At 69.6% G+C, this 23,374-nt stretch carries 22 protein-coding genes; 12 read left to right on the top strand and 10 right to left on the bottom strand.

The window, feature by feature from the left end; translation table 11 throughout:
- Positions 1-3: 3 nt before the first annotated feature.
- Positions 4-2,091 carry a glycine--tRNA ligase subunit beta gene (gene glyS, locus JN22_RS24780; protein ID WP_085556429.1) on the top strand — a complete coding sequence of 696 codons (2,088 nt, stop codon included), beginning with the start codon at positions 4-6 and terminating at the stop codon, positions 2,089-2,091.
- A gap of 127 nt (positions 2,092-2,218) precedes the next feature.
- On the opposite strand, the gene JN22_RS24775 is transcribed toward glyS, so the two are convergent.
- Together JN22_RS24775 and JN22_RS24770 are read right to left on the bottom strand one after the other, a co-directional pair.
- A complete protein-coding gene (locus JN22_RS24775) occupies positions 2,219-3,292 on the bottom strand; it encodes an acyltransferase family protein (protein WP_085556428.1) in 1,074 nt (357 codons plus the stop codon).
- On the bottom strand, positions 3,289-3,912 hold the full coding sequence (locus tag JN22_RS24770) for a uracil-DNA glycosylase (protein ID WP_085556427.1): 624 nt from the start codon (positions 3,910-3,912) through the stop codon (positions 3,289-3,291). Before JN22_RS24770 ends, JN22_RS24775 begins: the two co-directional genes overlap by 4 nt.
- A gap of 131 nt (positions 3,913-4,043) precedes the next feature.
- Between JN22_RS24770 and JN22_RS24765 the strand changes: the two genes are divergently transcribed.
- Entirely contained in the window at positions 4,044-4,457 is a 414-nt protein-coding gene (locus JN22_RS24765) for a 4a-hydroxytetrahydrobiopterin dehydratase (protein ID WP_143268402.1), read from the top strand.
- Positions 4,458-4,466: 9 nt separating this feature from the next.
- Here the strand turns inward: JN22_RS24765 and dgcA are convergent, their stop codons facing one another.
- The 8 genes from dgcA to minC form a co-directional block, all read right to left on the bottom strand.
- Complete coding sequence (dgcA, locus tag JN22_RS24760) at positions 4,467-5,459, bottom strand: N-acetyl-D-Glu racemase DgcA (RefSeq protein WP_085556425.1); 993 nt, start codon at positions 5,457-5,459, stop codon at positions 4,467-4,469.
- A gap of 109 nt (positions 5,460-5,568) precedes the next feature.
- Positions 5,569-6,615, bottom strand: coding sequence for a methyl-accepting chemotaxis protein (locus JN22_RS24755; RefSeq protein ID WP_223677873.1), 1,047 nt, complete (start codon positions 6,613-6,615; stop codon positions 5,569-5,571).
- Positions 6,616-6,957: 342 nt separating this feature from the next.
- A complete protein-coding gene (locus JN22_RS35265; RefSeq protein WP_085556424.1) occupies positions 6,958-8,268 on the bottom strand; it encodes a methyl-accepting chemotaxis protein in 1,311 nt (436 codons plus the stop codon).
- The gene (locus JN22_RS24745) at positions 8,243-8,767 is read right to left on the bottom strand and encodes a PAS domain-containing protein (RefSeq protein ID WP_085556423.1); all 525 of its coding nucleotides are present in this window, start codon (positions 8,765-8,767) and stop codon (positions 8,243-8,245) included. The genes JN22_RS35265 and JN22_RS24745 overlap by 26 nt, the downstream gene beginning before the upstream one ends.
- A gap of 242 nt (positions 8,768-9,009) precedes the next feature.
- On the bottom strand, positions 9,010-10,377 hold the full coding sequence (locus tag JN22_RS24740) for a CRTAC1 family protein (protein WP_085556422.1): 1,368 nt from the start codon (positions 10,375-10,377) through the stop codon (positions 9,010-9,012).
- A gap of 393 nt (positions 10,378-10,770) precedes the next feature.
- On the bottom strand, positions 10,771-11,154 hold the full coding sequence (minE, locus tag JN22_RS35470) for a cell division topological specificity factor MinE (protein ID WP_085556421.1): 384 nt from the start codon (positions 11,152-11,154) through the stop codon (positions 10,771-10,773).
- Entirely contained in the window at positions 11,151-11,966 is an 816-nt protein-coding gene (minD, locus tag JN22_RS24730; protein ID WP_085556420.1) for a septum site-determining protein MinD, read from the bottom strand. The genes minE and minD overlap by 4 nt, the downstream gene beginning before the upstream one ends.
- Before the next feature lie 66 nt (positions 11,967-12,032).
- Entirely contained in the window at positions 12,033-12,788 is a 756-nt protein-coding gene (gene minC / locus JN22_RS24725) for a septum site-determining protein MinC (RefSeq protein ID WP_085556419.1), read from the bottom strand.
- A 733-nt stretch (positions 12,789-13,521) separates the two neighbouring features.
- On the opposite strand from minC, the gene JN22_RS24720 reads away from it, so the two are divergent.
- The 10 genes from JN22_RS24720 (at position 13,522) to JN22_RS24675 (ending at position 23,373) form a co-directional block, all read left to right on the top strand.
- Positions 13,522-14,262, top strand: a complete 741-nt coding sequence (locus JN22_RS24720) for a PhoH family protein (protein ID WP_085556418.1) — start codon at positions 13,522-13,524, stop codon at positions 14,260-14,262.
- 206 nt (positions 14,263-14,468) lie between these two features.
- Entirely contained in the window at positions 14,469-16,607 is a 2,139-nt protein-coding gene (locus tag JN22_RS24715; RefSeq protein WP_085556417.1) for a bacteriohemerythrin, read from the top strand.
- 184 nt (positions 16,608-16,791) lie between these two features.
- Positions 16,792-17,406: an SCO family protein gene (locus JN22_RS24710; RefSeq protein WP_085556416.1), complete on the top strand. Its 615-nt coding sequence runs from the start codon at positions 16,792-16,794 to the stop codon at positions 17,404-17,406.
- A gap of 248 nt (positions 17,407-17,654) precedes the next feature.
- Positions 17,655-18,020, top strand: a complete 366-nt coding sequence (locus JN22_RS24705) for an AtpZ/AtpI family protein (protein WP_085556415.1) — start codon at positions 17,655-17,657, stop codon at positions 18,018-18,020.
- Positions 18,021-18,032: 12 nt separating this feature from the next.
- On the top strand, positions 18,033-18,776 hold the full coding sequence (locus JN22_RS24700; protein WP_085556414.1) for a F0F1 ATP synthase subunit A: 744 nt from the start codon (positions 18,033-18,035) through the stop codon (positions 18,774-18,776).
- Between the two features lie 73 nt (positions 18,777-18,849).
- The gene (locus JN22_RS24695) at positions 18,850-19,074 is read left to right on the top strand and encodes an ATP synthase subunit C family protein (RefSeq protein WP_085556413.1); all 225 of its coding nucleotides are present in this window, start codon (positions 18,850-18,852) and stop codon (positions 19,072-19,074) included.
- A 96-nt stretch (positions 19,075-19,170) separates the two neighbouring features.
- Positions 19,171-19,821, top strand: a complete 651-nt coding sequence (locus JN22_RS24690) for a F0F1 ATP synthase subunit B family protein (RefSeq protein ID WP_085556412.1) — start codon at positions 19,171-19,173, stop codon at positions 19,819-19,821.
- On the top strand, positions 19,818-20,297 hold the full coding sequence (locus JN22_RS24685; RefSeq protein WP_085556411.1) for a F0F1 ATP synthase subunit B family protein: 480 nt from the start codon (positions 19,818-19,820) through the stop codon (positions 20,295-20,297). The genes JN22_RS24690 and JN22_RS24685 overlap by 4 nt, the downstream gene beginning before the upstream one ends.
- 135 nt (positions 20,298-20,432) lie before the next feature.
- Entirely contained in the window at positions 20,433-21,248 is an 816-nt protein-coding gene (locus JN22_RS24680; protein ID WP_085556410.1) for a DODA-type extradiol aromatic ring-opening family dioxygenase, read from the top strand.
- Positions 21,249-21,417: 169 nt separating this feature from the next.
- Positions 21,418-23,373 carry a sensor histidine kinase gene (locus tag JN22_RS24675; protein WP_223677872.1) on the top strand — a complete coding sequence of 652 codons (1,956 nt, stop codon included), beginning with the start codon at positions 21,418-21,420 and terminating at the stop codon, positions 23,371-23,373.
- The last annotated feature ends 1 nt before the right edge of the window (position 23,374 follow it).

Here is a 23,374-nt window from a genome sequence, read left to right as displayed (position 1 = left end):
GCCATGACCGAATTTCTCGTTGAGTTCTTCTCGGAAGAGATCCCCGCCCGCATGCAGGCGCGGGCCGCCGACGACCTGAAGCGGCTGGTCACCGAGAAGCTGGCCGCCAACGGCCTGAGCTTCAAGACCGCTGCCGCCCACTCCACCCCGCGCCGGCTGGCGCTGGTGGTCGACGGGCTGCCGGAGCGCACCGCCGACGTGCGCGAGGAGAAGAAAGGCCCGCGCGTCGGCTCGCCCGAACAGGCGGTCGCCGGCTTCCTGAAGTCCGCCGGCCTGACCAGCCTCGACCAGTGCGAGCAGCGCGACACCGGAAAAGGCGTCTTCTACTTCGCCGTCGCCGAGAAGAAGGGCCGCGCCACCGCCGAGGTGCTGGCCGAGATCATCCCGGCCGTGATGGCCGAGTTGCCTTGGCCGAAATCGATGCGCTGGGGCACCGGCACGGTGCGCTGGGTGCGCCCGCTGCACTCGATCATCGCCCTGTTCGGCGGCCGGGTGCTCGACGGCGGCTTCGATCTGGGCGGCAGCCTGGGCCGGATCGCCTTCGGCAACAGCACGCGCGGCCACCGCTTCCTGGCGCCGGACTCCTTCACGGTCGAGAGCTTCGCCGACTACAAGGAGAAGCTGCGCGCCGCCAAGGTCGTGCTCGACCGCGAGGAACGCAAGGCCAAGATCAAGGCTGACGCCGAGGCCGTCGCCGGCAGGCAAGGGCTGACGCTCTCCCCCGACGACGCGCTGCTGGAGGAGGTCGCCGGTCTGGTCGAATGGCCGGTCGTGCTGATGGGCGCGATCGACGAGAGCTTCATGGACGTGCCGTCGGAGGTGCTGATCACCTCGATGCGCACCCACCAGAAATACTTCGCGGCGCTGGACGCGGCGGGGAAGATGGCCCCGCGCTTCATCGTCGTCGCCAACACCGAGACGGTGGACGGCGGCAAGGCGGTGGTCGCCGGCAACGAGCGCGTGCTGCGCGCCCGCCTGTCCGACGCCAAGTTCTTCTGGGACCAGGACCGCAAGACCAAGCTGGAGGCCCGCCTCCCGGCGCTGGAGAAGATCACCTTCCACGCCAGGCTCGGCACCGTCGCCGAGAAGGTGGCGCGCGTGCAGGCGCTGTCCGCCGGGATCGCGCGGCGGACCGACGCCGACGCCGACGCCGCCGGCCGCGCGGCGCTGCTGTCGAAGGCCGATCTGGTGTCGGAGGTGGTCGGCGAGTTCCCCGAGGTTCAGGGGATCATGGGCCGCTACTACGCGCTGGGCCAGGGCGAGAGCGCCGAGGTGGCCGACGCCATCGCCGCGCATTACAAGCCGCTGGGGCCGTCCGATTCCTGCCCGAACGCGCCGGTCTCGGTCGCGGTGGCGCTGGCCGACAAGATCGACACGCTGGTCGGCTTCTTCGCCATCGACGAGAAGCCGACGGGCTCCAAGGATCCCTACGCACTGCGCCGCGCCGCGCTGGGCGTGATCCGTCTGGTGCTGGAGAATGGCTTGCGGCTGCCGCTGTCGGCGGTCTTCGCCGCCGCGCACGGCGCCTACACGGTCGGCGGCTTCGCCCCGGCCGACACGGTGTCGGCTGACCTCACCGCCTTCATCGCCGACCGCCTGAAGGTGGTGCTGCGCGAGCAGGGCGTGCGGCACGATCTGGTCGATTCGGTGTTCGCGCTCGGCGGCGGCGACGACCTCGTGCGGCTGCTGGCGCGGGTCAAGGCGTTGCAGGCCTTCGTCGGTTCCGAGGAAGGGGCGAACCTGCTGGCCGCCTACAAGCGCGCCTCCAACATCGTCCGCATCGAGGAGAAGAAGGACGGCGCCAGCTTCGACCAGCCGGTCGAGGCCGCCCGCCTCGCCCAGCCCGAGGAGCAGGCGCTCGCCGCCGCGCTCAACGAGGCGTCGGCGACCGCCAAGCCGCTGCTCGACGCCGAGGACTTCACCGGCACCATGGCGGCGCTCGCCGCCTTGCGCGGTCCGGTGGACGCCTTCTTCGACAAGGTGACGGTGAACGCCGAGGACAAGGACCTGCGCGCCAACCGCCTGCGCCTGCTGACGCAGATCCGCACGACGCTGAACGCGGTTGCCGACTTCTCGAAGATCGAGGGATAACGATGTGTCCGTCGGTCTCACGCCGACGGACGCTTCCCCCGCCTCGTCAACGTCATGCCCGTGCTTGACACGGGTATGACGGTTCGCGTGGCCGCAGATTTTTTTCCAGCCTGACGCCAGCCTTCCGTCAGCCGGCGCTCTCACCAGGGACGGGCGGAGATGGCGGTCGCCGCAACGCGGCACCCCACCCTTCCAAACCCTTCCCCAGCCGCACCATCGGTTCCTCCACGAACCGGTGCAGCAGAGCTCCCAGAGCGATGGACAGCAGCAGCGCCACCGCCATCCAGGGCAAGTCGGCGACGAAACCCTCGCTGCGCCCGAACAGGTGGTCGAACGCCACCCCGACCAGCGGATGGAACAGGTAGGTGCTGTAGGAGGTCCGCCCGAGGAACTCCAGGACCCGTCCCCGCAGCCCCAGCCGCAAAGCGCCGACGAACAGAGCGACGTCGAGGATCAGCAGCAGCCCGGATCCGGCGAAATGCGGATCGGCGAACAGCGTCAGGCTGGCGGCCAGGGCGGCGATCACGCCGGCCGCCAACGCCATCGGCCGCCCCGCCCATCCCGACCGCTCGGCCCGGTGGATGGCGACGCCGACGTAGAAGGCGGGGAAGAACACGATCAGCGCGCTGCCATGGCCGCGCAATCCCCAGGACAGCCCGTTCAAGGCGATCAGCCCGAACACCACCAACGGCAGACCGCGCCCGCCGAGCAGCCGGTGGTAGAGCGCGATGAAGACATAGAAACGCACCTCGATCAGCAGGGTCCAGAACACCCCGCTGACCGCCTCCACCCCCAGCAGGTCGGTGACCATCAAGGCGCTGGCGGCGTAGGAGATCGCGGGAAAGCCAGCCTCTCCCGCCCCGACCCCGACGCCCAGCGTGTCGAGCGCCAGGATCGCCGCGATGTTCAGCCAATAGGCGGGCAGGATCTTGAACAGCCGGCGCGACAGGAAGACCGGCAGCGGCTGGCGTTCCAGGTTGCCCTGGATCAGATAGCCGCTGAGCAGGAAGAACAGCAGCACGCCCGCCGTCCCCAGCCCGTTGTTGCCGAGGTCGATCCCGATGGACACCAGATGCGGCCCGGCGACGTGCGACAGGACGACCATGGCGATCGCCAGCCCGCGCAACGCGTCGAGCGGCGCCAGCCGCGCCATCGAATCAAGCGGCGCCAGCCGCGCCGGTGCCGAACCGGCTCCGCTCATCGGGCGCCCAGGCGCGAGGCGGCAAGACGCAGGTCGGCCTGGAAGGTCGGCAGATCCACGAGCTGGCCGCGCAACAGGTAGCTGGGGTGGAAGGTCGGCACCACCTCCACCCCCTCGACCAGCCGGCAGGGCAGCAGCGTGCCGCGCAGGGAGAGGATGCCGTTCTCGCCGGTCAGCGCCCAGGTCGGCGTGCGGCCGAGCGCGACGATGACGGTCGGCGCGTAGGCGGCGAGCGTCGCGCGCAGATGCTCGATCTCGCCGGTGTAGTCGGCCAGCAGCCGGTCGGAGGTGCCGAAGGCGCCCCAGCGTTCATCGATCGCCCGCCCCTCCTTCTTGGCGCGGGCGCGCGAAGCGAAGAAATGACCGACCTTGTTGCCCGGCGGCTGGTAGCGGAAGACATTGGCGACCAGGCATTCCGCCCGCTCGATCCCGACCGCCGCCAGCGATTCGTCGAGCAGCTTGCCGCTGCGCCCGACGAAGGGCCGGCCGAGACGCGCCTCCTCCGCACCGGGGGCCTCGCCGACGATCGCCATGCGGGGGCCGTCCACCGGCTTGGTCGGAAAGGTGTAGTCGGCAAAGGGCATAGCGTCGGGAGAGGGGGCGGGCGGGGTGTCGGTCATCGGGGCGTCCGGTGCGGGTAGGATGGGGAAAGCGGGCGGCGGACTTGCCGAACCGGCGCCGCAACCCCAGAGTTCTGCTCCGGACGTTCTAGCGCAGTCCGATCGAGTCGACCAACATGGGAGAACAGCGGATGGCATCACAGGATCTCGCCGGCCGGCATTGCGTGCCCTGCCGGGGCGGCGTCCCGCCGATGGACCGGGCGATGGCCGAGGAGCAGCTGGTGCAGGTCCCCGGCTGGTCGCTGAAGGAGAATCCGGAGCGGATCGAGCGCGATTTCCGATTTCCCGACTTCGCCCAGGCCCAGGCCTTCGCGGTGCGGGTCGGCAATCTGTGCGAGGCCGAAGGCCACCACGCGGAGATTCATTACGGCTGGGGCCATTGTTCGGTCACCTTCTGGACCCACAAGATCCGGGGGCTGCACGAGAACGACTTCATCATGGCCGCCAAGGTCGACGGCATCGCCGACGCGCCCTATGTCGATCCCGAGGTCGGGACGGAACCGCCGCCCTACGTGCATGGCGACGGCTATCCGGCCAAGGCGTAGCCGCTCCCCTCATCCCCACAGCTCCGGCCGGGGCGGCCGGACGGTCGCCCCGTCATAGACCAGCCCCGGTTCACGGTCGCGCGCCAGCAACAGCGGCCCGTCCAGGTCGACGTAGCGCGCGCCCTGCCCCACCAGCATCGCCGGCGCCATGGCGAGCGACGTGGCGACCATGCAGCCGACCATCACCTCGAAGCCCATCGCCTCGGCGGCGCGCTTCATCGCCAGCGCGCCGGTCAGACCGCCGGTCTTGTCCAGCTTGACGTTCACCACCGCGTAGAGCCCGCGCAGCCGCTCCAGCGACTCGGGCCCATGACAGGATTCGTCGGCGCCGAGCGGCACCGGGCTGCGCACGCCGCGCAACGCCTCGTCCTGCCCGGCGGGAAGCGGCTGCTCGATCATCTCGACACCGAGCCCGGCGAGAACCGGAGCGAAGCGGTCGAGCTGTTCCAGCGTCCAGCCCTCGTTGGCGTCCACCACCAGCCGCGCCGCCGGAGCCGCCGCCCGCACGGCGCGAACGCGGTCGAGGTCGCCCTCCCCGGTCAGCTTCATCTTCAGCAGGGGGTGGCGCGCCGCCCGTTCGCGCGCGGCATCGCCCATCGCCGCCGGCTCGTCGACGCTCAGCGTGTAGCAAGTGGTCAACGGACCGGGAGGCGAGGCCAGACCGGCCGCGCGCCACACCGGAATACCGGACCGCTTCGCCTCCAGATCCCACAGGGCGCAATCGAGCGCGTTGCGCGCCGCGCCGGCTGGCATCGCCGCCGCCAGCCCGGCCCGGTCGAGACCGCCGGCGACCGCTCCGGCCATCGCCTCCAGCGCGGCGACGACGCCCTCGACGCTCTCGCCATAGCGGGCGTAGGGCACGCATTCTCCCCAACCGCGGTGATTGCCGTCGCCGACCTCGGCGACGACGACGGCGGCCTCGGTCTTGGCACCGCGCGAGATGCGGAAGGAGCCGCGAATCGGAAAGTTCTCGCGGCGGACGGTCAGGCGGGGAGCGGGCATGGTGGAGCGACCCTGGAAAGCGGAAGCCGGAAGCAAAGGCCGGACATGGCAAGGGCCGGGAGTGTATCCCGGCCCCGTTCGGCGATCGACTCCGCTTCGCGCGCGGCGTTCAGCGATCCTGGACGATGACCCCGTACCAGCCGAGACCCTTGTAGGTCTCGTAGCCCGGCGTCAGGGCGTAGCCGACCAGCTTGCCCTGGGCGTCGATGTAATGGCCCATGGTGCCGGCACCGCGCTTCAGCGGGACCGTCTCCGCCAGGATGCCGCGCCCGTCCGACGAGGCGATCACCCGGTGGCGGGCGTCGAGCAGCAGGCAGCGCGAGCGCTCCCGCTCGTTCTCCTCCAGCCGCACCCCCTGCACCACCGCCGCCGCCTGCGGCTCCCAGTCGAAGAAGATGCCGAGCACGCCGACCGGCTCGCCGCTGGCCTCGCCGCCGCGGCGGATCGCCGTCGCGTAGGTCGCCACCACCCGGTCGTCCAGCGTCCGGTTGCGGGCGACGTCGCCCACCGTGAACTCGCCGCCGTCGCGCGTCGCCAGCGCCTGCCGGAACCAAAGCTCGTCCGACACGTTGGCGCCGACGGCGTTGCGGTAGCGGTCGGGGCGGCCATTGGCGATGACGGTGCCGTTGCGGTCGGCGATCCACAGGTCGAGGTAGACGGTGTAGGATTCCAAGATGACGCCCAGCCGGTGCGCGGCGTGGCGGCGCGCCTGCTCGGACGGGGATGCCGCGCAATCAACCACGGCGCTGTCGGTCGCCCACCAGCGCACGTCGCAGGAGCGTTCGTACAGGTTGCGGTCGATGATCTCGATCATGTTCAAGGACAAGTCGGCCAGCCGCTTGCCGTGCATCTCCTGCACCATGGCGCTGCCGGTGGTGGTCAGGTGATCGACGCGGGCGACGATCTCCGAGCGCAGTTCCCTGGTGATGCTGTTGACCTGGGTCGAGATCTCCGAAACCTCGTTGGCCACCACGGCGAAGCCGCGCCCGGCGTCGCCCGCGCGGGCCGCCTCGATCAGCGCGTTCATCGCCAGCATCTTGGTGCGGCGCGTGATGTCCTCGATCAGGGACACCTTCTTCGACGCCACATCCAGCACGCCGCGCGACAACTCGAACAGGTCGGTGCCCGCCATGCTCATCTTCGTGTCCCCCGTCATGACCGTCTCTTCATCCCTGCCAATCAAAAGACGTGCCAACCGTGCCGGACCGTCGGCAACCCGCCCTCAACACAACGGCTTCCGCCGCGTCCCGGCGCGGAAGACCCTGGTGACGCATTGTTCTTGTTGGATCGCCGCCGGTTAACGTGCTGAAACAAAGTGCAACTGATATCCCGGCGGACAATGGCCAGCGAACGGCTGTTCACATTGCTGGCATGCAACACAATTGCCCGGCAAAATCGCAAGAAAAATACGTCAGTCCACGAAACAAAGCCACAATCATAACGGGATCGTAAAAACACGCAACGCGCGCGTGCCCATTCGCCGGGCAGTTGCCCTGGATCAGGCCACGCGGTGCATCTCGTCCAGAAACTGCTGGACCTCGCGGGTCATCCGGTCGGCCTCGGCGGCCATCCGCTCGGAAGCGGCGAACACCTCGTGGGCGGCACCACTGGTGCGGGTGGCGGCGTCGGTCACGTCGCGGATGTCGTCGGAAACGGCGCGGGTACCGGCCGCCGCCTGCTCCATGTTGGCGACGATCTCGTGGACGGTGGCGCCCTGCTGGGCGATGCCGCTGCTGATGCCGCCGGCGATCTGGTTGATCGCCTGGATGGTGCGGCCGATGCCGACGATGGCGCCGACCGCCTCGTCGGTGGAGGATTGAATGCCGGCGATCTGGCCAGCGATGTCGCCGGTCGCCTTCGCCGTCTGGTCGGCCAGCCGCTTGACCTCCTGCGCCACCACGGCGAAGCCCTTGCCAGCCTCCCCGGCACGGGCCGCCTCGATGGTCGCGTTCAACGCCAGCAGGTTGGTCTGGCTGGCGATGTCGTTGATCAGGGTGACGACGTCGCCCACCGTGCGGGCGGCGCCCGACAGCTCGGCGACCAGGGCGTTGGAGCGCTCGGCCTCGCCGGCCGCCGCCTCGGCCACCGTGGCGACCTGGCGGATCTGGCGGGCGATCTCGGCGATGGAGGTCGACAGCTCCTCGGTCGCCGCCGCGACGCTGCCGACGTTGGAGCCGGTCTGCGCCGCCGACGCCGCCACCGACGACGCCTTGCCGGTGGCACGGTCGGCGTCGGTCTCCATGGCGCGGGCGGACACCTCAAGCTGATGCGCGGTGCCGGCGACCTCGGTGCAGACCTGCCGGATCTGGCCTTCGAAGCGGACGGTCACGTCGGCGAAGCCGGTGACCTTCTGGGAGATGCTGTCGGTCGCCGCGTTGATGGTGCGGCTGGCGTGCAGGAATCCACCCTGCATGCCGCGCAGGATGATGCGACGGAAATATTTGTGCTCCGAGACGACGTGCATCGAGGCGGTGGCCTCTCGGACGAAGGCGTCGGTGCGGTCGATGGCGTCGTTGACCGCGTGCATCGCCTCGCCCAGCACCCCGCCCTCGCGGATGCCGATGACGCGGGCCTCGAAATCGCCGCGCGCGACGGCGCGGTTGACCGCCGCGAGCTGTTCGACCGCCGCCGTGGCCCGGCGCAGACAGACGCCCGCCCCGGCGAGCGCCGCGAGAGTCGCGACACCGAGCCCCAGACGCAGCACGGTGCCGGCAAGCCCGGCCGCCTCGGCTCCCAGCAGGGCGAGCGTCGCCGCGGCGGCGGCGGCGGCCAGCAGCGTCGCCCTAGAGAGAGAAGACGAATTCGTCATACCCGATCCCCTTCGCGGTCAGCAGGCCGACGACCGTCGCGAACCCCGCCTCCATGCCCTGCTTGCGGTCGGCGTGGCTGTTCTCGATGTCCAGGAGTTGGCGGTAGAGCGGCACGACCTTGTCCACCGCCGACCGTTCCGGCACCCGACGCGACGAATGATAGCCGATCACCCGGCCGTTCGCGTCGTAGCTCGGTGTGACATGGGCGAAGACCCAATAATGGTCACCGTTGCGCGCCCGGTTCACCACATAGGCGAAGATTTCCTGGCGGGCGGCCAGCGTGTCCCACAGCAGCTTGAAAACGCAACGCGGCATGTCGGGATGGCGGACGATCGAATGGGGCGCCCCCATCAGATCCACCTCGCTGTAGCCGGCGACGCGCTGGAAGACCCGGTTGGCGTAGGTGATCCGCCCCTTCAGGTCGGTCTTGGAGACGATGACCTCGTCCGGCTCGAAGAACCGCTCCACCCCTGTCAGGGAAACATCGCGTCGTGACATGCTGCCTGCTGGTCCCGGCGGGCGCCGGTCGGCGCTGGTCCGACGGGGGCCGTCTGCTGATGTCGGACGGCGGGAGCCGAAGGCGCCGCGCCCTCATCCCCCGCCCGCGCCCCCCGCTTAGCCGGCGGCGCAAGAAACATCAACCTAAAGAGAGCCGCAGACTCAGAAAAGGAAAATGTGTTGCGGCGCTGAAATGTCCCCGCAACGGACTGATGTCCGGTCCGTCATTCGGACCGCCACGCTTATTCCGGCGGATAGGGAACCGTCAGCAGGCGGCCGGCCGGCGGCGACTCCACCACCACCACGGTGCCGTCGGGCCAGCGCACCTCGACCTGATCAACCGTCTGCACGGCGCCCAGCCCGAAATGCGCCACCGGCTCGCCCTGGCAGAGATAGCCGGAGCCGGCGCAGACCGCCCGGCGCTGCCGCCGCCCGCCGGCGACGCAGCTCACCACCGCGCCGCGCGCCGGGGCGCCGAAGGGGGTGAGCGGCAGGACGCGCAGCCAGCCATTGTGGTTGGCCGCCGTGCGGTAGACCGACAGCGGCTGCGCCGCGCCGTCGCCATGGGCCAGCACCAGCTCCAGCCGGCCGTCGCCGTCGATGTCCATCGCCACCGCGCCGGTGCCCGAGCCCTTCGGCTCGGCGGCGTCGCCCAGATCGATCTCCTGCCACTGGTCGTGGCGCCAGCCGAACAGGCGGTTGGGCTCGCCCTGGGTGTGGAAGAACAATTCCTCGTAGCCGTCATTGTCGAAATCGGCGACGACCACGGTAAAGACCCGGCCGGGCATCGACAGGTCGGCGGTGGCCGACTCGACGAAGCCGCCGCCGGAGCGCTGCTGGAACAGCCGCTGCGCCCCGTCCCAGGTGCCGACCAGCAGGTCGAACAGCCCATCGCCGTCATGGTCGAAGGCCGCCACCGCCCGGCCCGAGGGCCGCGAATCGACAATGCCGCGCTCCTCGGCGATTTCCTCGAAATTGCCGTCGCCGAGGTTGCGGAAAAGCTGGTTGGGACCGCAGTCGTTGATCGCCACCAGATCCATGCGGTCCGACACGATCGGCAGCGCGGTCAGGCCGCGCGCGGCGGCGATGACGTCGAGCCCGGCCTCCTCCGCCGCATCCTCCAGCCGGCCGCGCCGGCTCAGCTCGTAGAGGCGCAGCGGCGCGCCGTCGGTCGCCACCACGAATCCGTAGCGGCCATGCCCCCAGCGGTCGAGCGCCGCCACCGAGCGCGCCGCCATCCGGTTGGCGATCCCGATGTTCTCCGACTGGGCCAGCAGGTCGAGCCAGCGGTCGCCGAAGCAGGCGAACAGCCGGTCGGCCATGTCCTTGGGGCCGCTCACGCGGTCGGAGTTCACGACATACAGCTCCTCCCGCCCGTCGCCGTCGACGTCGGCGGCGGCCAGCCCGACCGCATGCCCGGCCGGATCGGCGAGCAGCGGGTCGGCGATGTCGACCAGCCGGCCGTCCCGCCACTTCAGCACGAGGTTGCTGGTGCCGTGGCCGGCGACCACCAGCTCGAAGGCGCCGTCCCCGTCGATGTCGGTGACCGCGATCCCGTTCGACTGGCGCGGGGGATTGTCGGCGATCAGCGACGAGCAATCGAGGAACATCGGCACCCTCTCTTCCCGTTGACGGTGCGCCGCGATGCAGCGCCTTGTCGGGATTGGCCTTTCGCGGAGCGTTCCTCCGTTGATACCCCGTCGCGGGCCGGGCGTAAACCCGGACGGAGGGGGAGGATGTCCTATGCCCGCGGGCGGACGGGCGGAGCGCGCCTGCGACCAAGGGACGTTTCCGCACAAAAAACCCCGCGTCCCACAACACCGGTGCGCGGGGATCGCGGGGCCTCGAACTCATGGTGGTGGATGCTTCGCCGTTCCCTTCGTCATGACCGGGTTTGTCCCGGTCATCCAGGCGGAACCTTGAGGTCTGCTTGTGGATGCCCGTGTCAAGCACGGGCATGACGCGCTGCGTGGGGACGGTGACATGATCGCCTCCGCACGCCCTCAGTGACGCTTCTTGACCCCGCCGTTGGTCAGCGGGCCGTTGGCGGCCAGCTTGCCGTCCTCGCCGTCGCCGGACGCGGCCTTCGGTTCCGGCTTGGCCTGCTTGACCGCGGCCATCGCCGACTTGAGCTGCTCGCGCGCCGGAAGCTCGATGTTCAGCTCCAGGGTCGAGCAGTCGCCGCCACGGTCCAGCTTCACCTCGACCTTGTTCTGGTCGATGTCGATGTATTTGGCGATGACCGCCAGCAGCTCCTGCTGGAGCATCGGCAGGTAATCGGGGCCGGTGCGTCCGGCGCGCTCGTGCGCCATGACGATCTGCAACCGCTCCTTGGCCTGGACCGCCGACGGCCGCGGGGCCGAGCGGAAGAAGCTGAAGATGCTCATGCGCTCCTCCGCAGGAGCCGGCTGAACAGGCCCTTCTTCTGGGGATTGACGAAGCGGTGCTCGATCTCCTCGCCGAGGAAGCGGCCGACCGCGTCGGTGTAGGCCTGGCCGGCGTTCGACGACTCGTCGAGGATCACCGGCATGCCGACGTTCGACGCGCGCAGCACCGCCTGGCTTTCCGGGATGACGCCGAGCAGCGGGATCGCCAGGATCTCCAGCACGTCGTCGACCTTCAGCATCTCGCCCTTCTCGACCCGCTCCGGGTCGTAGCGGGTCAGCAGGAGCTGCTGGGAAACCGGCTCCAGCCCCTGCTCCGCCCGGCGCGAGCGCGAGTTCAGCACGCCCAGGATGCGGTCGCTGTCGCGCACCGACGAGACTTCCGGGTTGGTGACGATGATCGCGTGGTCGGCGAAGTAGAGCGACATCAGCGCGCCGCGCTCGATGCCCGCCGGGCTGTCGCACAGGATGTAGTCGAACTCCTTCGACAGGTCGTTCAGCACCCGCTCCACCCCCTCGCGGGTCAGCGCGTCCTTGTCGCGCGTCTGCGAGGTCGGCAGGATGTAGAGGTTGTCGATCCGCTTGTCCTTGATCAGCGCCTGGCTCAGCTTGGCTTCGCCGTTGATGACGTTGATGAAGTCGAAGACGACGCGCCGCTCGCAGCCCATCACGAGGTCGAGGTTGCGCAGGCCGACGTCGAAGTCGATGACGACCGTCTTGAAACCGCGCAACGCCAGCCCGGTCGCGAACGCGGCGGATGAGGTCGTCTTGCCGACACCGCCCTTGCCGGAGGTCATGACGATGATCTTGCTCAACGGAGCCTCTCCCATAATCCCAAAGTTGCCGTCAACGAAACCCGCGAACCCCGCGCGCCCAACTCTTTAAGCCGTCTTCAGCGGCTCCATGCGCAGGACCCCGTCGCGCAGGAAAACCTGCACCGGCTTCTTGAAAAAGTCACTGCCGATGTCTTCGCTGACGCGGTAGACGCCTGCGACCGAAACGACCTCGGCCTCCAGGCTGTGGCAGAAGATGCGGGCCGTCGTGTCCCCCGACACCCCGGCCAGCGCCCGGCCGCGCAGGGCGCCGTAGACATGGATGTTGCCGTCGGCCAGCAGCTCCGCCCCCGGCGACACCGACGCGGTGATGATGAGGTCGGACTTCTCGGCGTAAATCTGGGTGCCGGAGCGCACCGGCTCGGTCACCACCATGGCCGGGCGGTGGACCACCTCGACCATGACCTGCGGCGCTGCGGTCGCGGCGGCGCGCGGGTCGGGACCCTTCACCACCTCCTCCAGCTTCGCGACGCGGCCGGTCGGCATCGGCGTCAACCCGACGGCGAGCGCGGCCTCCTGCACCGGGCGCGGCCCGCCCTGGAAACCGACGGGCAGCAGGTGATGCGCCCGCACCTGGGCGACGAAGGCCCCGAGGTCGAAGACCACCGATTCGGGCAGGTCGTTGAAATCCAGCACGACCGGCGCGTTGCGGAAGAAGTTTGGGGCCTGCCGGACCTTGATGTTCAGCTGCGTGAAGAAATCCGGCGAGGCGGGGGCGTGGACCTTCAACACCATCATGGTGAAGGAATTGCCCCGCAACTGGAACGGCACATCCCGTTCGGCGACCTGACTGGCGCTGCTCACCGTTGCCTTCCCGTTCGTTCCTGCCGGCCCATTTCCGCTTCCCCCGCGATCCGCCCGGCGATCCGGTGCGGCGGCGCGGTGTCGGGCGCCGGTCGATCCGCGCCTTCTAGCCGTCCGCGCCCCTGCGATTCAAGCGAATCCCATGCCGGTGGAAAGTGACATCCGAAGGCCACGGGCCGCAGCGCCGGACCGGTTGCGACACCGGACCGCCCGACAAGGCAACGTGTTGCGTCGGCAATCTCCCCCACCACAGGATATAGTAACCAAAGCCTCAGCTTGCGGCAAAGCCTTTCGCCGGTCCTACGACCTTCGCCGGGGAGACGGCCCCACGGCCTTTCCGCAAGGCCCGCGCATCGGGTTACTCTGTCCGGGCGGGCGGCTCTCCTGCGGCAACCACACCACATCTTGTATGAATATTTTGTTCCGGCCGCAATTTCTCCTGACGCCGCGCGTTGCAAACGATACTGTTGACGTGCGTGGCTTCCACCGACGACGAGGTTCTCTTGCACCTTGTTCCGCCCTTCGCGAACCGCCGATCCGCCCCCCTTGCACGGGCGTCCGGCGTTTCGTGGCCCGCACCGGCAGATCTACCCCCGGCAGAGCCGAGCATGGCACACAGCCAGGCCTCCGCCCCGATCCACATCCAGGCGCGCGACCGTTCGAGCCTCCCCCCTACGGGAGGCTTTTTTGTGTGCGCATTCGGTGCCACCCCCACCCTTCGAGGAGATGCGTCATGGCCAAGCGTTCGAGCAAAGGCATCGTCGCCGCAGCGTCCGACTCCACGGTGCACCCGCTGTTCCCCGCCGCGACCGGCTGGGACCCGCTGGGCGGCGAGGAGCGTCGCGACCAGAGCTATCTCCGCAAGGTCAAGCCGCAGAACGCCAACCAGAAGCTGCTGATGGACGCCATCAAGACGCACAATCTGGTGATGGCGCTGGGGCCGGCCGGCACCGGCAAGACCTATCTGGCGATCTCCGCCGCCGTGGAGGCGCTGGAGGAGGGGAGCGTCGACCGCATCGTGCTGTCCCGCCCGGCGCTGGAGGCCGGCGAGAGCATCGGCTACCTGCCCGGCGACATGCACGAGAAGATGGCGCCCTTCCTGCGCCCGCTCTACGACGCGCTGACCGACCGCATGGGGGCCAAGCGGCTGCGCGCCCTGATGGCCGATGGCACCATCGAGATCGCGCCGGTCGGCTTCATGCGCGGACGCACCCTGAACAACGCCTTCGTGGTGATCGACGAGGCGCAGAACTGCACCTACGCCCAGATCAAGATGCTGCTGACCCGGCTGGGCTGGCATTCCACCATGGTGCTGACCGGCGACCCGGACCAGACCGACCTGCTGGACAATCTGTCGGGGCTTGCCGACATCGCCAACCGGCTCGAAGCCGTCGAGGGAATCGCCGTCGCCCGCCTGACCGAGAAGGACATCGTCCGCCACCCGCTGGTCGCCAGCATGCTGACGGTGCTGTGACCGGAGTCCTTCCGGATTGTGGCGGACGCACGCGGCGGCGACGGAACCCCGCCATCGCCGCGTGCGTCCTATAGTCGCATCGCGGATGACCAGCCTGACGGAAGGTTCGCTCCAAAGATATTAAGCTTGACCAATGATTGCGTCCGGGCGAGAAGTCACGAAAATTTTATGGAAATAGAGTTTTCGTGACAGGAGGACTGTCCGCCGTGTTCGAGCGCATCAGCATCAAGGGCAAGATCGGGTTGATTCTCGCCGCCTCCGGGGCCGGGCTGCTCCTGGTGGCGGCCGTCAGCCTGATCGGGCTGCGGGCGGAGATGATGGCAGACCGTCAGGACAAGACCCGCAGCGTGGTCGAGGTCGCCCACACGCTGGTTGCCCATTACGAGGCGCGCGAGCGCGCCGGCGCCCTGACCCGCGACGCCGCCCAGGCGGCGGCCAAGGACGCGCTGCGGGCGCTGCGCCACGACCGGACGGAGTATTTCTTCGTCACCGACCTGTCGCCCCGCATGATCATGCACCCGATCCGTCCGGAGTTGGACGGCCAGGACCTGTCCGGGAACGCCGACCCCAACGGCAAGCGGCTGTTCATGGAGTTCGTCCGTGTCGTCAAGGCCGACGGCGCCGGATTCGTCGATTACCTGTGGCCCAAGCCCGGCTCGGCGGCCCCGGTGGCGAAGCTGTCCTACGTCGCCGGCTTCGCGCCCTGGGGCTGGCTGATCGGCTCCGGCATCTACATCGACGACGTCGACACCGCCTTCCGCGCCGCCGCCCTGCGGCTGGGGGCGACCGGCCTGCTGATCGGCCTTGCCGCCGCGCTGGTGGCGCTGCTGGTCAGCCGCGCCATCGTGCGCCCGCTCGACGGCATGGCGCGGGCGATGCAGGCGCTGGCCGGCGGCGACAGCGCGGTGACGGTGCCCGGCACCGCCCGCACCGACGAGATCGGCGCCATGGCCCGGACGGTCGAGATCTTCCGCGTCCAGCAGATCGACCTCGCCCATCACTGGGAGCGCCAGCGGATCGAGCAGCGGGTCGCCGAGCAGCGTGCCGGCGCGCTCAAGCGGCTGACCGACCGCTTCGACGCGACGGTGGCCGAGACCATCCGCACGATGGGCGGCGCCGTCGGCACGCTGGAGACCACCGCGCGCAGCCTGTCCTCCACCGCCGACCGCAACCGGCAGGAGGCAACCTCCGTCGCCGGCGCCTCGCAGCACGCCTCGCACAGCGTGCAGACGGTGGCGGCGGCGGCCGAGCAGCTCACCGGCTCCATCGCCCTGATCGGCGAGCGGGTCGTCACCTCATCGGCCATCTCGACCCAGGCGGTCGAGGCGTCCAGGCGGGCCGGCGCCGAGGTCGACGGGCTGGGCAACGCGGCGCACCGGATCGGCGAGGTCGCCGGCCTGATCGCCGGCATCGCCAGCCAGACCAACCTGCTGGCGCTCAACGCCACCATCGAGGCGGCGCGGGCCGGCGAGATGGGCAAGGGCTTCGCCGTCGTCGCCGGCGAGGTCAAGTCGCTGGCCGGCCAGACGGCGAAAGCCACCGAGGAGATCGCCCACCACATCGCCCAGGTGCAGGACGCGACCCAGACCGCCGTCACCGCCATCCGCGAGATCGGCGCCATCGTGGCGCGCAGCGACGAGATCGGCACCACCATCGCCGACGCCGTTCAGCAGCAGGGAGCGGCGACCGGCGAGATCGCCCGCAGCGCCTGCGAGGCGGCGGCGGACACCCGGCAGGTCTCGACCAGCATCGACGCCGTGTCGGCGGCGGCGCTGGAGACCGAGCGCTCGGCCACCGGCCTGCTCGACGCGGCGGGCGGCCTGTCGCGGCAGGCCGACGCCCTGCGCGGGATGGTCGACGCCTTCCTGGTCAATGTCGAGGCGATCAACGCCGCCCCGCTCACCGCGCTGCACGCGGCGGAGCCGGCGGGCGGCGCCGTCTTCATGGCCTGGACCGACGCGCTGGCGGTCGGCGACGAGGGCATCGACACCGACCACATGATCCTGATCGCGTTGCTGAACGAGGCCGCCGCCCACACCCGCGACCGCGCCGACCGGGCGACGCTCGCCGCCGCCGTCGGCCGCCTGCTCGCCTACACCGTCCTGCATTTCGAACAGGAGGAGCGGCTGATGGAAAGCAGCGGATACCCCGCTCTGGCCGCCCACAAGGCCGAGCACGACGCGCTGCGCGAGCGCACGGCGGGGTTGAAGCGCCGGCTGGAGGCGGGCGAGGCGGTCGGCGACGATCTGCTGGCGCTGGTCCGCGACTGGCTGTTCGAGCACATCCAGCATTCTGACGAGCGGATCGGCCGGCATCTCGCCGGGCGGCAGCGGGCGGCGGCCTGAACGGCCGGCCTCTGGGCCGGAACGCCCCGGCGCGGCCCTGCGTCATGGGCCGGCCAGGCCCCGCGCCAGGGCGGCCTCGACCATCGCGATCCCGCCCCGTCCGGCGGCATGGGGCAATCGCTCCTCCCCCGTGCGCGCCGGCCCCCTTGACCTTCGCCGCGTCCGGGCCCATTCCTGAAGCATCATGAAGGCCCGACTCATCCGCATCGCCGTCGCCTCCGTCCTGGCCATCGCCGTGTCCGCCGGCATCGCCTGGTGGCAGGTCCAGAACGCCTCCAGCACGGTGGCGGGCGCCACCAGGAGCGCCGTGCCGATCGGCGGCCCCTTCACCATGACCGACAGCGACGGCAGAACGGTCACCGACGTCGATTACCGCGGCAAGTACCTGCTGGTCTATTTCGGCTATACCTACTGCCCGGACGTCTGCCCGACCGAACTCGGCGCCATGACCCAGGCGCTCGACCAGCTCGGCCGGCAGGCCGACAAGGTGCAGCCGCTCTTTGTCTCCGTCGATCCGGAGCGCGACACGGTGGCGCACCTGAAGGATTATGTCGGGCTGTTCCACCCCCGCCTGATCGGGCTGACCGGAACCGCGGAGCAGGTCCGCGACACCGCGCGCGCCTATCGCGTCTACTACGCCAAGGCGCCGCAGAAGGACGGCAAGCCCGACGAATACTTGATGGACCACTCCAGCTTCATCTATCTGATGGGGCCGGACGGCGGTTTTCTTGGCGTCTACCCGGCCGGCACCAGCGCCGACCGCATCGCCCAGGATCTCGGCACACGCATCGCGGGCTGATCCCGGCGTCACAAAAGCGTCTCCGAGACCTCCGACAGGCGGCTGCCCACACCCCGGGCAGCCGCTTTTTTTGCAAGCCGAGACGGGACAACCCGCCGCAGCGCGGCAAAAACCGGGTTATTTCCTTTCTTTCTCAACCTTTTCAATGGCTTAACAAGAGGGTTTTGCGACTTGACAGGGTTGTCCCCCAAACGTATGGTCTCGCCGCTTTCGCGTGGCGGCGAGCCAAACGGAGATCGGGGGGCGGCATGAACGACAAATCGCCCCCGGACCCTTTGGAAGAGCTCGAAGCCCGTTTGCGCAAGGCGCGCGGAGAACAACGCGGCTGGTCGGGCGGACCCGGTAGCAAATACCACCGCCCTCCCCAGGGAGTGTTGGGCACCGCGTTGCGCATCGGGACCGAGCTGGTCGCGGCCATGATCGTCGGAGTTGGTGGCGGGTATCTGCTCGACCGCTGGCTCGGCACGGCGCCCTGGGGACTGATCGTCATGTTCTTCCTCGGGTCGGCGGCGGGAGTGCTGAATGTCTACCGGGCCGTCAACGGCCTCGGCATCGCCGCCGGCTACAGCCGGCCCACTGGGGACAACGAGCGCCAAGACGGCGACGCACACTGAGCGAGGACGACCTTGGATCCGCTGCACCAGTTTCAAATCAGTTCGTGGTTCCAGATCATCCTCGGCGGCTACGACGTGTCGTTCACGAAGTCGGCCTTCTTCATGGTCGTGGCCGTCGCGGCGATCTATTCGCTGCTGGTCGTCGGCATGGCGAACAGGTCGATGGTGCCCGGCCGTCTGCAATCGGCCGCCGAGATGTTCTACGAGTTCGTCGCCAACCTCGTTCGCGACAACGCCGGCCACGACGCCAAGCCCTATTTCCCGTTCGTGTTCGCCATCTTCATGTTCGTCCTGTTCGGCAACATGATCGGCATGATCCCCTACACCTTCACCTTCACCAGCCACATCATCGTGACCTTCACGCTGGCCGCCGTGGTGTTCGTGTTCGTGACGGTGCTGGCGCTGATCAAGCACGGGCTGCACTTCTTCACCTTCTTCATGCCGCACGGCGCCCCGGTGGCGCTCGCCCCGATCCTCATCCCGATCGAGGTGATCTCCTACGTGATGCGCCCCGTCAGCCTCTCGATCCGACTGTTCGCCAACATGATGGCCGGTCACACGATGCTGAAGGTCTTCGCCGGCTTCACGGTCATGATGATCAGCGGTCTCGGCGCGCTCGGCTTCGTCACCGGTCTGGTTCCGCTCGCCATCAACGTCGCGTTGACCGGCTTCGAGTTCCTGGTCGCGTTCCTGCAAGCCTACGTCTTCTCGATCCTGACCTGCCTGTACATCCGCGACGCGCTGGAACTGCACTGAGCAGAGCCCGCCTTCCGGACCCTTGTTTACCCCGTTCCATCGCGTTCAATACTTACCTAGAGGAATGAGTACCATGGAAGCTGAAGCCGCAAAGTTCATCGGTGCCGGTCTGGCCGTTATCGCCCTCGCCGGCGTCGGCATGGGTATCGGCAACATCTTCTCGACGCTCATCGGCTCGATCGCCCGCAACCCGGCCGTGCAGCCGAAGGTCTTCCCGATCGGCATTCTGGGCTTCGCGCTGACGGAAGCCGTCGCGCTGTTCGCCCTGCTGATCGCCTTCCTGATCCTGTTCGCCTAAGGCCAGAGCGGCTTTCAACAAAAACAGCTCTGACGACGCGGCGCCGGGCTTCTTCGGGAAGTTTCGGCGCCGCTCCTTTGCCTAGGGGGACCGATCATGCCGAACCTGTTGGCCAAAGGCCGGCTGGCCCGCTGGTCGGGTGTGGCGGGCGCTTCGCTCGTCACCCTCACCACGATGGCCGGCACCGTCCTGGCGGCTGCGGCGGAGCACGCTCCGGACGCGGCGCATGGCGGCGAGCACGCTTCCGGCGGCCTGCCGCAGCTCAATCCCGCCAATTTCCCGACCCAGATCTTCTGGCTGGCTCTGACCTTCGGCGTTCTCTACTACCTGCTGTCCAAGAAGGCGCTCCCGCGCGTGGCGGAGGTGCTGGAGGCGCGGCAGGAGCGTATCTCGCGCGATCTCGCCAAGGCCGCCCAGTTGAAGGATGAGGCCGAAGCCGTCCTGGCCCAGGTCGAAGCGTCCCTCGCCGGCGCCCGCGCCGAGGCACTGACCCTGATCGGTCAGGCCAGCGCGGACATCGAGGCGAACAACCAGGCCCGCCAGGCCGCGCTGAGCGCCGACATCGCCGAGCGTCTGCGCACCGCCGAGGCGTCCATCGCCGCGGCCAAGGAGCAGGCTCTCGCCAACGTCCGCACCGCGTCGGCCGACATCGCCCGCGACATCGCCGGCCGCCTGGCCGGTGTCGACGTCGATCAGGCCCAGGCCGACGCCGCGGTGGCGGCAGTGATCGAGGAGCGCCGGGGATGAACACCGCTGAATTCTGGGTTCTCGTCTCCTTCGTCATCTTCGTGGCCCTGGTCTGGAAGAAGGCGGGTGCGGCCATCGCGTCGGCCCTCGACGGCCGCGCCGAGAAGATCCGCGCCGAGTTGGACGAGGCCGAGCGTCTGCACAAGGACGCCCAGGCCCTGCTCAACGGCTACCAGCGCCGTCAGGCCGACGCGCTGAAGGAAGCCGAGGCCGTCCTTGCCCACGCCCGCGAGGAGGCCGCCCGCCTCCGCGCCCAGGCCGGCACCGACCTCGAATCGTCGCTGAAGCGCCGCGAGGCTCAGGCCATGGACCGCATCGCCCAGGCGGAAGCCGCGGCGGTGGCCGAGGTCCGCAACCTGACGGTGGACGTCGCCATCGGCGCCAGCCGCCGCATCCTGGCTGGCGGCGTGCAGGCGGTCCAGGCGGACCGGCTGATCGAGCAGTCGATCGCCGAGCTGCCCAAGCACCTGCACTGATACCCGCGCTTCCCCGCCTTTGTTGCGGGGACAGCAACGGAGTTTCGAAAAACCCCGGCCTTGGCGCCGGGGTTTTTCTTTGGTCGAATGGATCCAGGCCCCTCCCCTTCCGCCCGGCCGGAGTCCGCACCGCCCATGCCCGTCTTCCCGTCCGTTTTCGTCTCCCACGGCGCCCCGACCCTGGTCCTGGAAAACAGCGCCGGACGCGACTTCCTCGCCACACTGGGCACGCGACTCGGCCGCCCCAGCGCCATCCTCGCCGTCTCGGCCCACTGGACCACCCGCGTCCCCGCCGTCAGCGGCGCTTCGAGGCCGGAGACGGTCCATGATTTCCACGGCTTTCCCGACGCGCTCTACCGCCTGCGCTACCCGGCGCCGGGCGCCCCGGCCCTGGCGGAGCGCGTCGCCGGGCTGACCGGCGCCGTGGTCGATCCCACCCAGGGGCTCGACCACGGCGCCTGGGTGCCGCTGATGCTGATGTACCCGGAGGCCGACATCCCGGTCGCCCAGTTCGCCGTGCAGCCGGGGCGCGGCGCCGCCGAGCACATCGCGCTCGGGCACCGGCTCGCCGAGCTGCGGCAGGAGGGGGTGCTGGTCCTCGCCAGCGGCGGGGCCGTCCACAATCTGCGCGAGTTCGTCTATGGCGGCGGCCGCACCGCTCCCTGGGCGTCCGGCTTCGCCGATTGGCTCGACGCGACGCTGACCGCCGGAGACGGCGACGCGGTGGCCGACTGGCTGTCCCGCTGCCCCGACGCCCGGCGCGCCCACCCGACCGACGAGCATTTCCTGCCCTTGCCGGTGGCGCTGGGCGCCGCCGGAGAAAGATTCCGGGCCGAACGGCTTCACGCCGGCTTCGAGCATGGCAGCCTCGGCATGCAGGCCTACGCCTTCACCAACCCGGCGGACGGCGCGATGGAGGGCTTGGGACAAGAGGCCGCCCCCGCCGCCTGACCCACACTTGTCTGTTTGCTGCCCGGTCGCGCCAAGCTACAATCCGCGCCGCGCGGCCGGCCTTCCGCCGGCGCAGCGTTCGGATTGGACAGCGCGTGCGGGAGTTGGCGTGAAGCGGAGCGGCATTCTGTCCCGGACCGGCGGCCTGCCCCGATTCCGTGCAACGACCGTGGCGGGTCGGATTTCGGTCGGCTTCGCCGCCGCCTTGGCGCTCGTGCTGGTTTTGACGATGGTCGGGCTCGGCTGGCTCTACGCGGTGACGCGCGACGTCGGCGCCTTTTCCAGCAGCGCCGACATGTCCCAGGCGGCGGCCGACGCCGACATCGCCTTTCGCGACCTGGAGGTGTCGGTCCGCGACCATCTGGCCTTCGGCGACGACCAGAGCCTGCTCGACGCCACATGGCGGCACGACACGGTGCTGGAACGGCTGGAGGGGCTGGCCCGGAGCGCCACCGCTCCCCCCGACCAGCAGGCGGCGGCCAAGGGCCGCGCCTCGCTGAACGAGTATTGGACGGCGGTCGAGCGGGTGATCGCGCTGCGCAACGACCGCTCCACGCGGACCATCACCGTGCTGGAGCCGGTGGTTGCGCAGACCCGCGAGAAGCTCGGGTTGCTGAAAAGCGCCGGTGGCGTCGATTCGACGGCGCTGGCCAGCGACGCCGCCATCGCCGTGCTGCTGATGCAGGAGCATCTCACCCGCTTCGTCGACCGCCGCGACCCCCAGGACGCCGAGGCGATGCGGGCGCAACTCGACACCGCGCGCGGCAAGCTGACCGAGATGAACCGTTACCTATGGGTCCCCGGCACCCGCCAAGCCATCGGCGAGGTCGGCGATCTGCTGGCCAAGGCCGGCGACGCCGTCGAGAAGATCGAGGCGGCCGTGCTCGAGGAGGACGCGATCCGCGCCGAGACGATGGCGCCCAACGCCGCCGGCATCGCCGCCAACATCGGCGACATCCGCCGCCGGGCCGACGCCGAGGCCGGGGGGCTGCGCGGAACGCTGTCCGCCGGCATGGCCGGCTACACCAAGGTCGCGCTGTGGACCGGCGGCGGCGTGCTGCTGGTCGGGCTGCTGGCGGTCTGGCTGGTCCAGCGCAGCGTCGGCCGCCCGGTCCACGCGATGGCCGGCGCCGTCGCGGCGCTCGCCGCCGGGCGCACCGACGTGGCGCTGCCGGCGATCCGCGGCGAGGACGAGATCGCCGGCATGGCCCGCGCCGTCCACACGCTGCGCGCCAGCGTCGAGGACACCGAGCGCCAACGCCGGGAGGCGGAGGCGATGCATGGCCGCCTGCTGCGCGAGAAGGAGCGCGCCGAGGGCGCCAACGTCGCCAAGACGAATTTCCTGGTCAATCTGAGCCAGGAGCTGCACGGGCCGCTCAGCGACATCATCAATTCAAGCCAGACGCTGATGAGCGACCTGCACCGGCTGGGCGTCGACGAGCTGGCGACCGACGTCGAGCACATCCAGTGGACCGGCGAGCAACTCGCCGGGCTGGTCGACGCGCTGCTCGACTACGCCAAGATCGAGGCCGGGTCGATGGACGTCTGTTTGCAGGATTTCGACGTCAACCGGCTGCTGATCGAACTGCGCGAGCGCTCGCTGCCCGCCGCCGACCTGCACGGCGACACGCTTGAGCTGACGGCGCCGGCCGGGCTGGGCGCCATGCATTCCGACTTCACCAAGGTGCGGCAGGCGCTGCTGAACCTGCTCGACAACGCCTGCAAGTTCACCGAGGGCGGAAGCGTCACGCTGACCGCCGCGAAGATCGAGCGGGACGGTGCCTCCTGGTTCCGCTTCACCGTCAGCGACACCGGCCGCGGCTTTCCCACGGCGCAGACCGGGCGGCTGTTCCAGCCCTTCGCCCAGGGCGGCGCCCCCAACGCCAAGGGCAAGCCGCGCGGCGCCGGGCTCGGGCTGACGCTGGTCGGGCATTACACCGCCATGCTCGGCGGCGACATCGAGGTGGCGAGCGAACCCGGCCAGGGCACGCGGATCACCCTGACCCTGCCGGCGGTGTACCAGCCCCCGGTGGAGGAGCGCCCGCTGAAGGTCGCCACCGCCGGCGACAGCCGCCCGCTGCTGCGGGTCGCCGATTACCGGCCGGTCGCGCAGCTCACCTCGTAAC

The sequence above is a fragment of the Azospirillum agricola genome (genome assembly GCF_020005195.1).
GTDB classification, from domain to species: domain Bacteria; phylum Pseudomonadota; class Alphaproteobacteria; order Azospirillales; family Azospirillaceae; genus Azospirillum; species Azospirillum agricola.
Note: the sequence above shows the minus strand (reverse complement) of the source record. Positions and strands in the feature narration are given on the sequence as shown.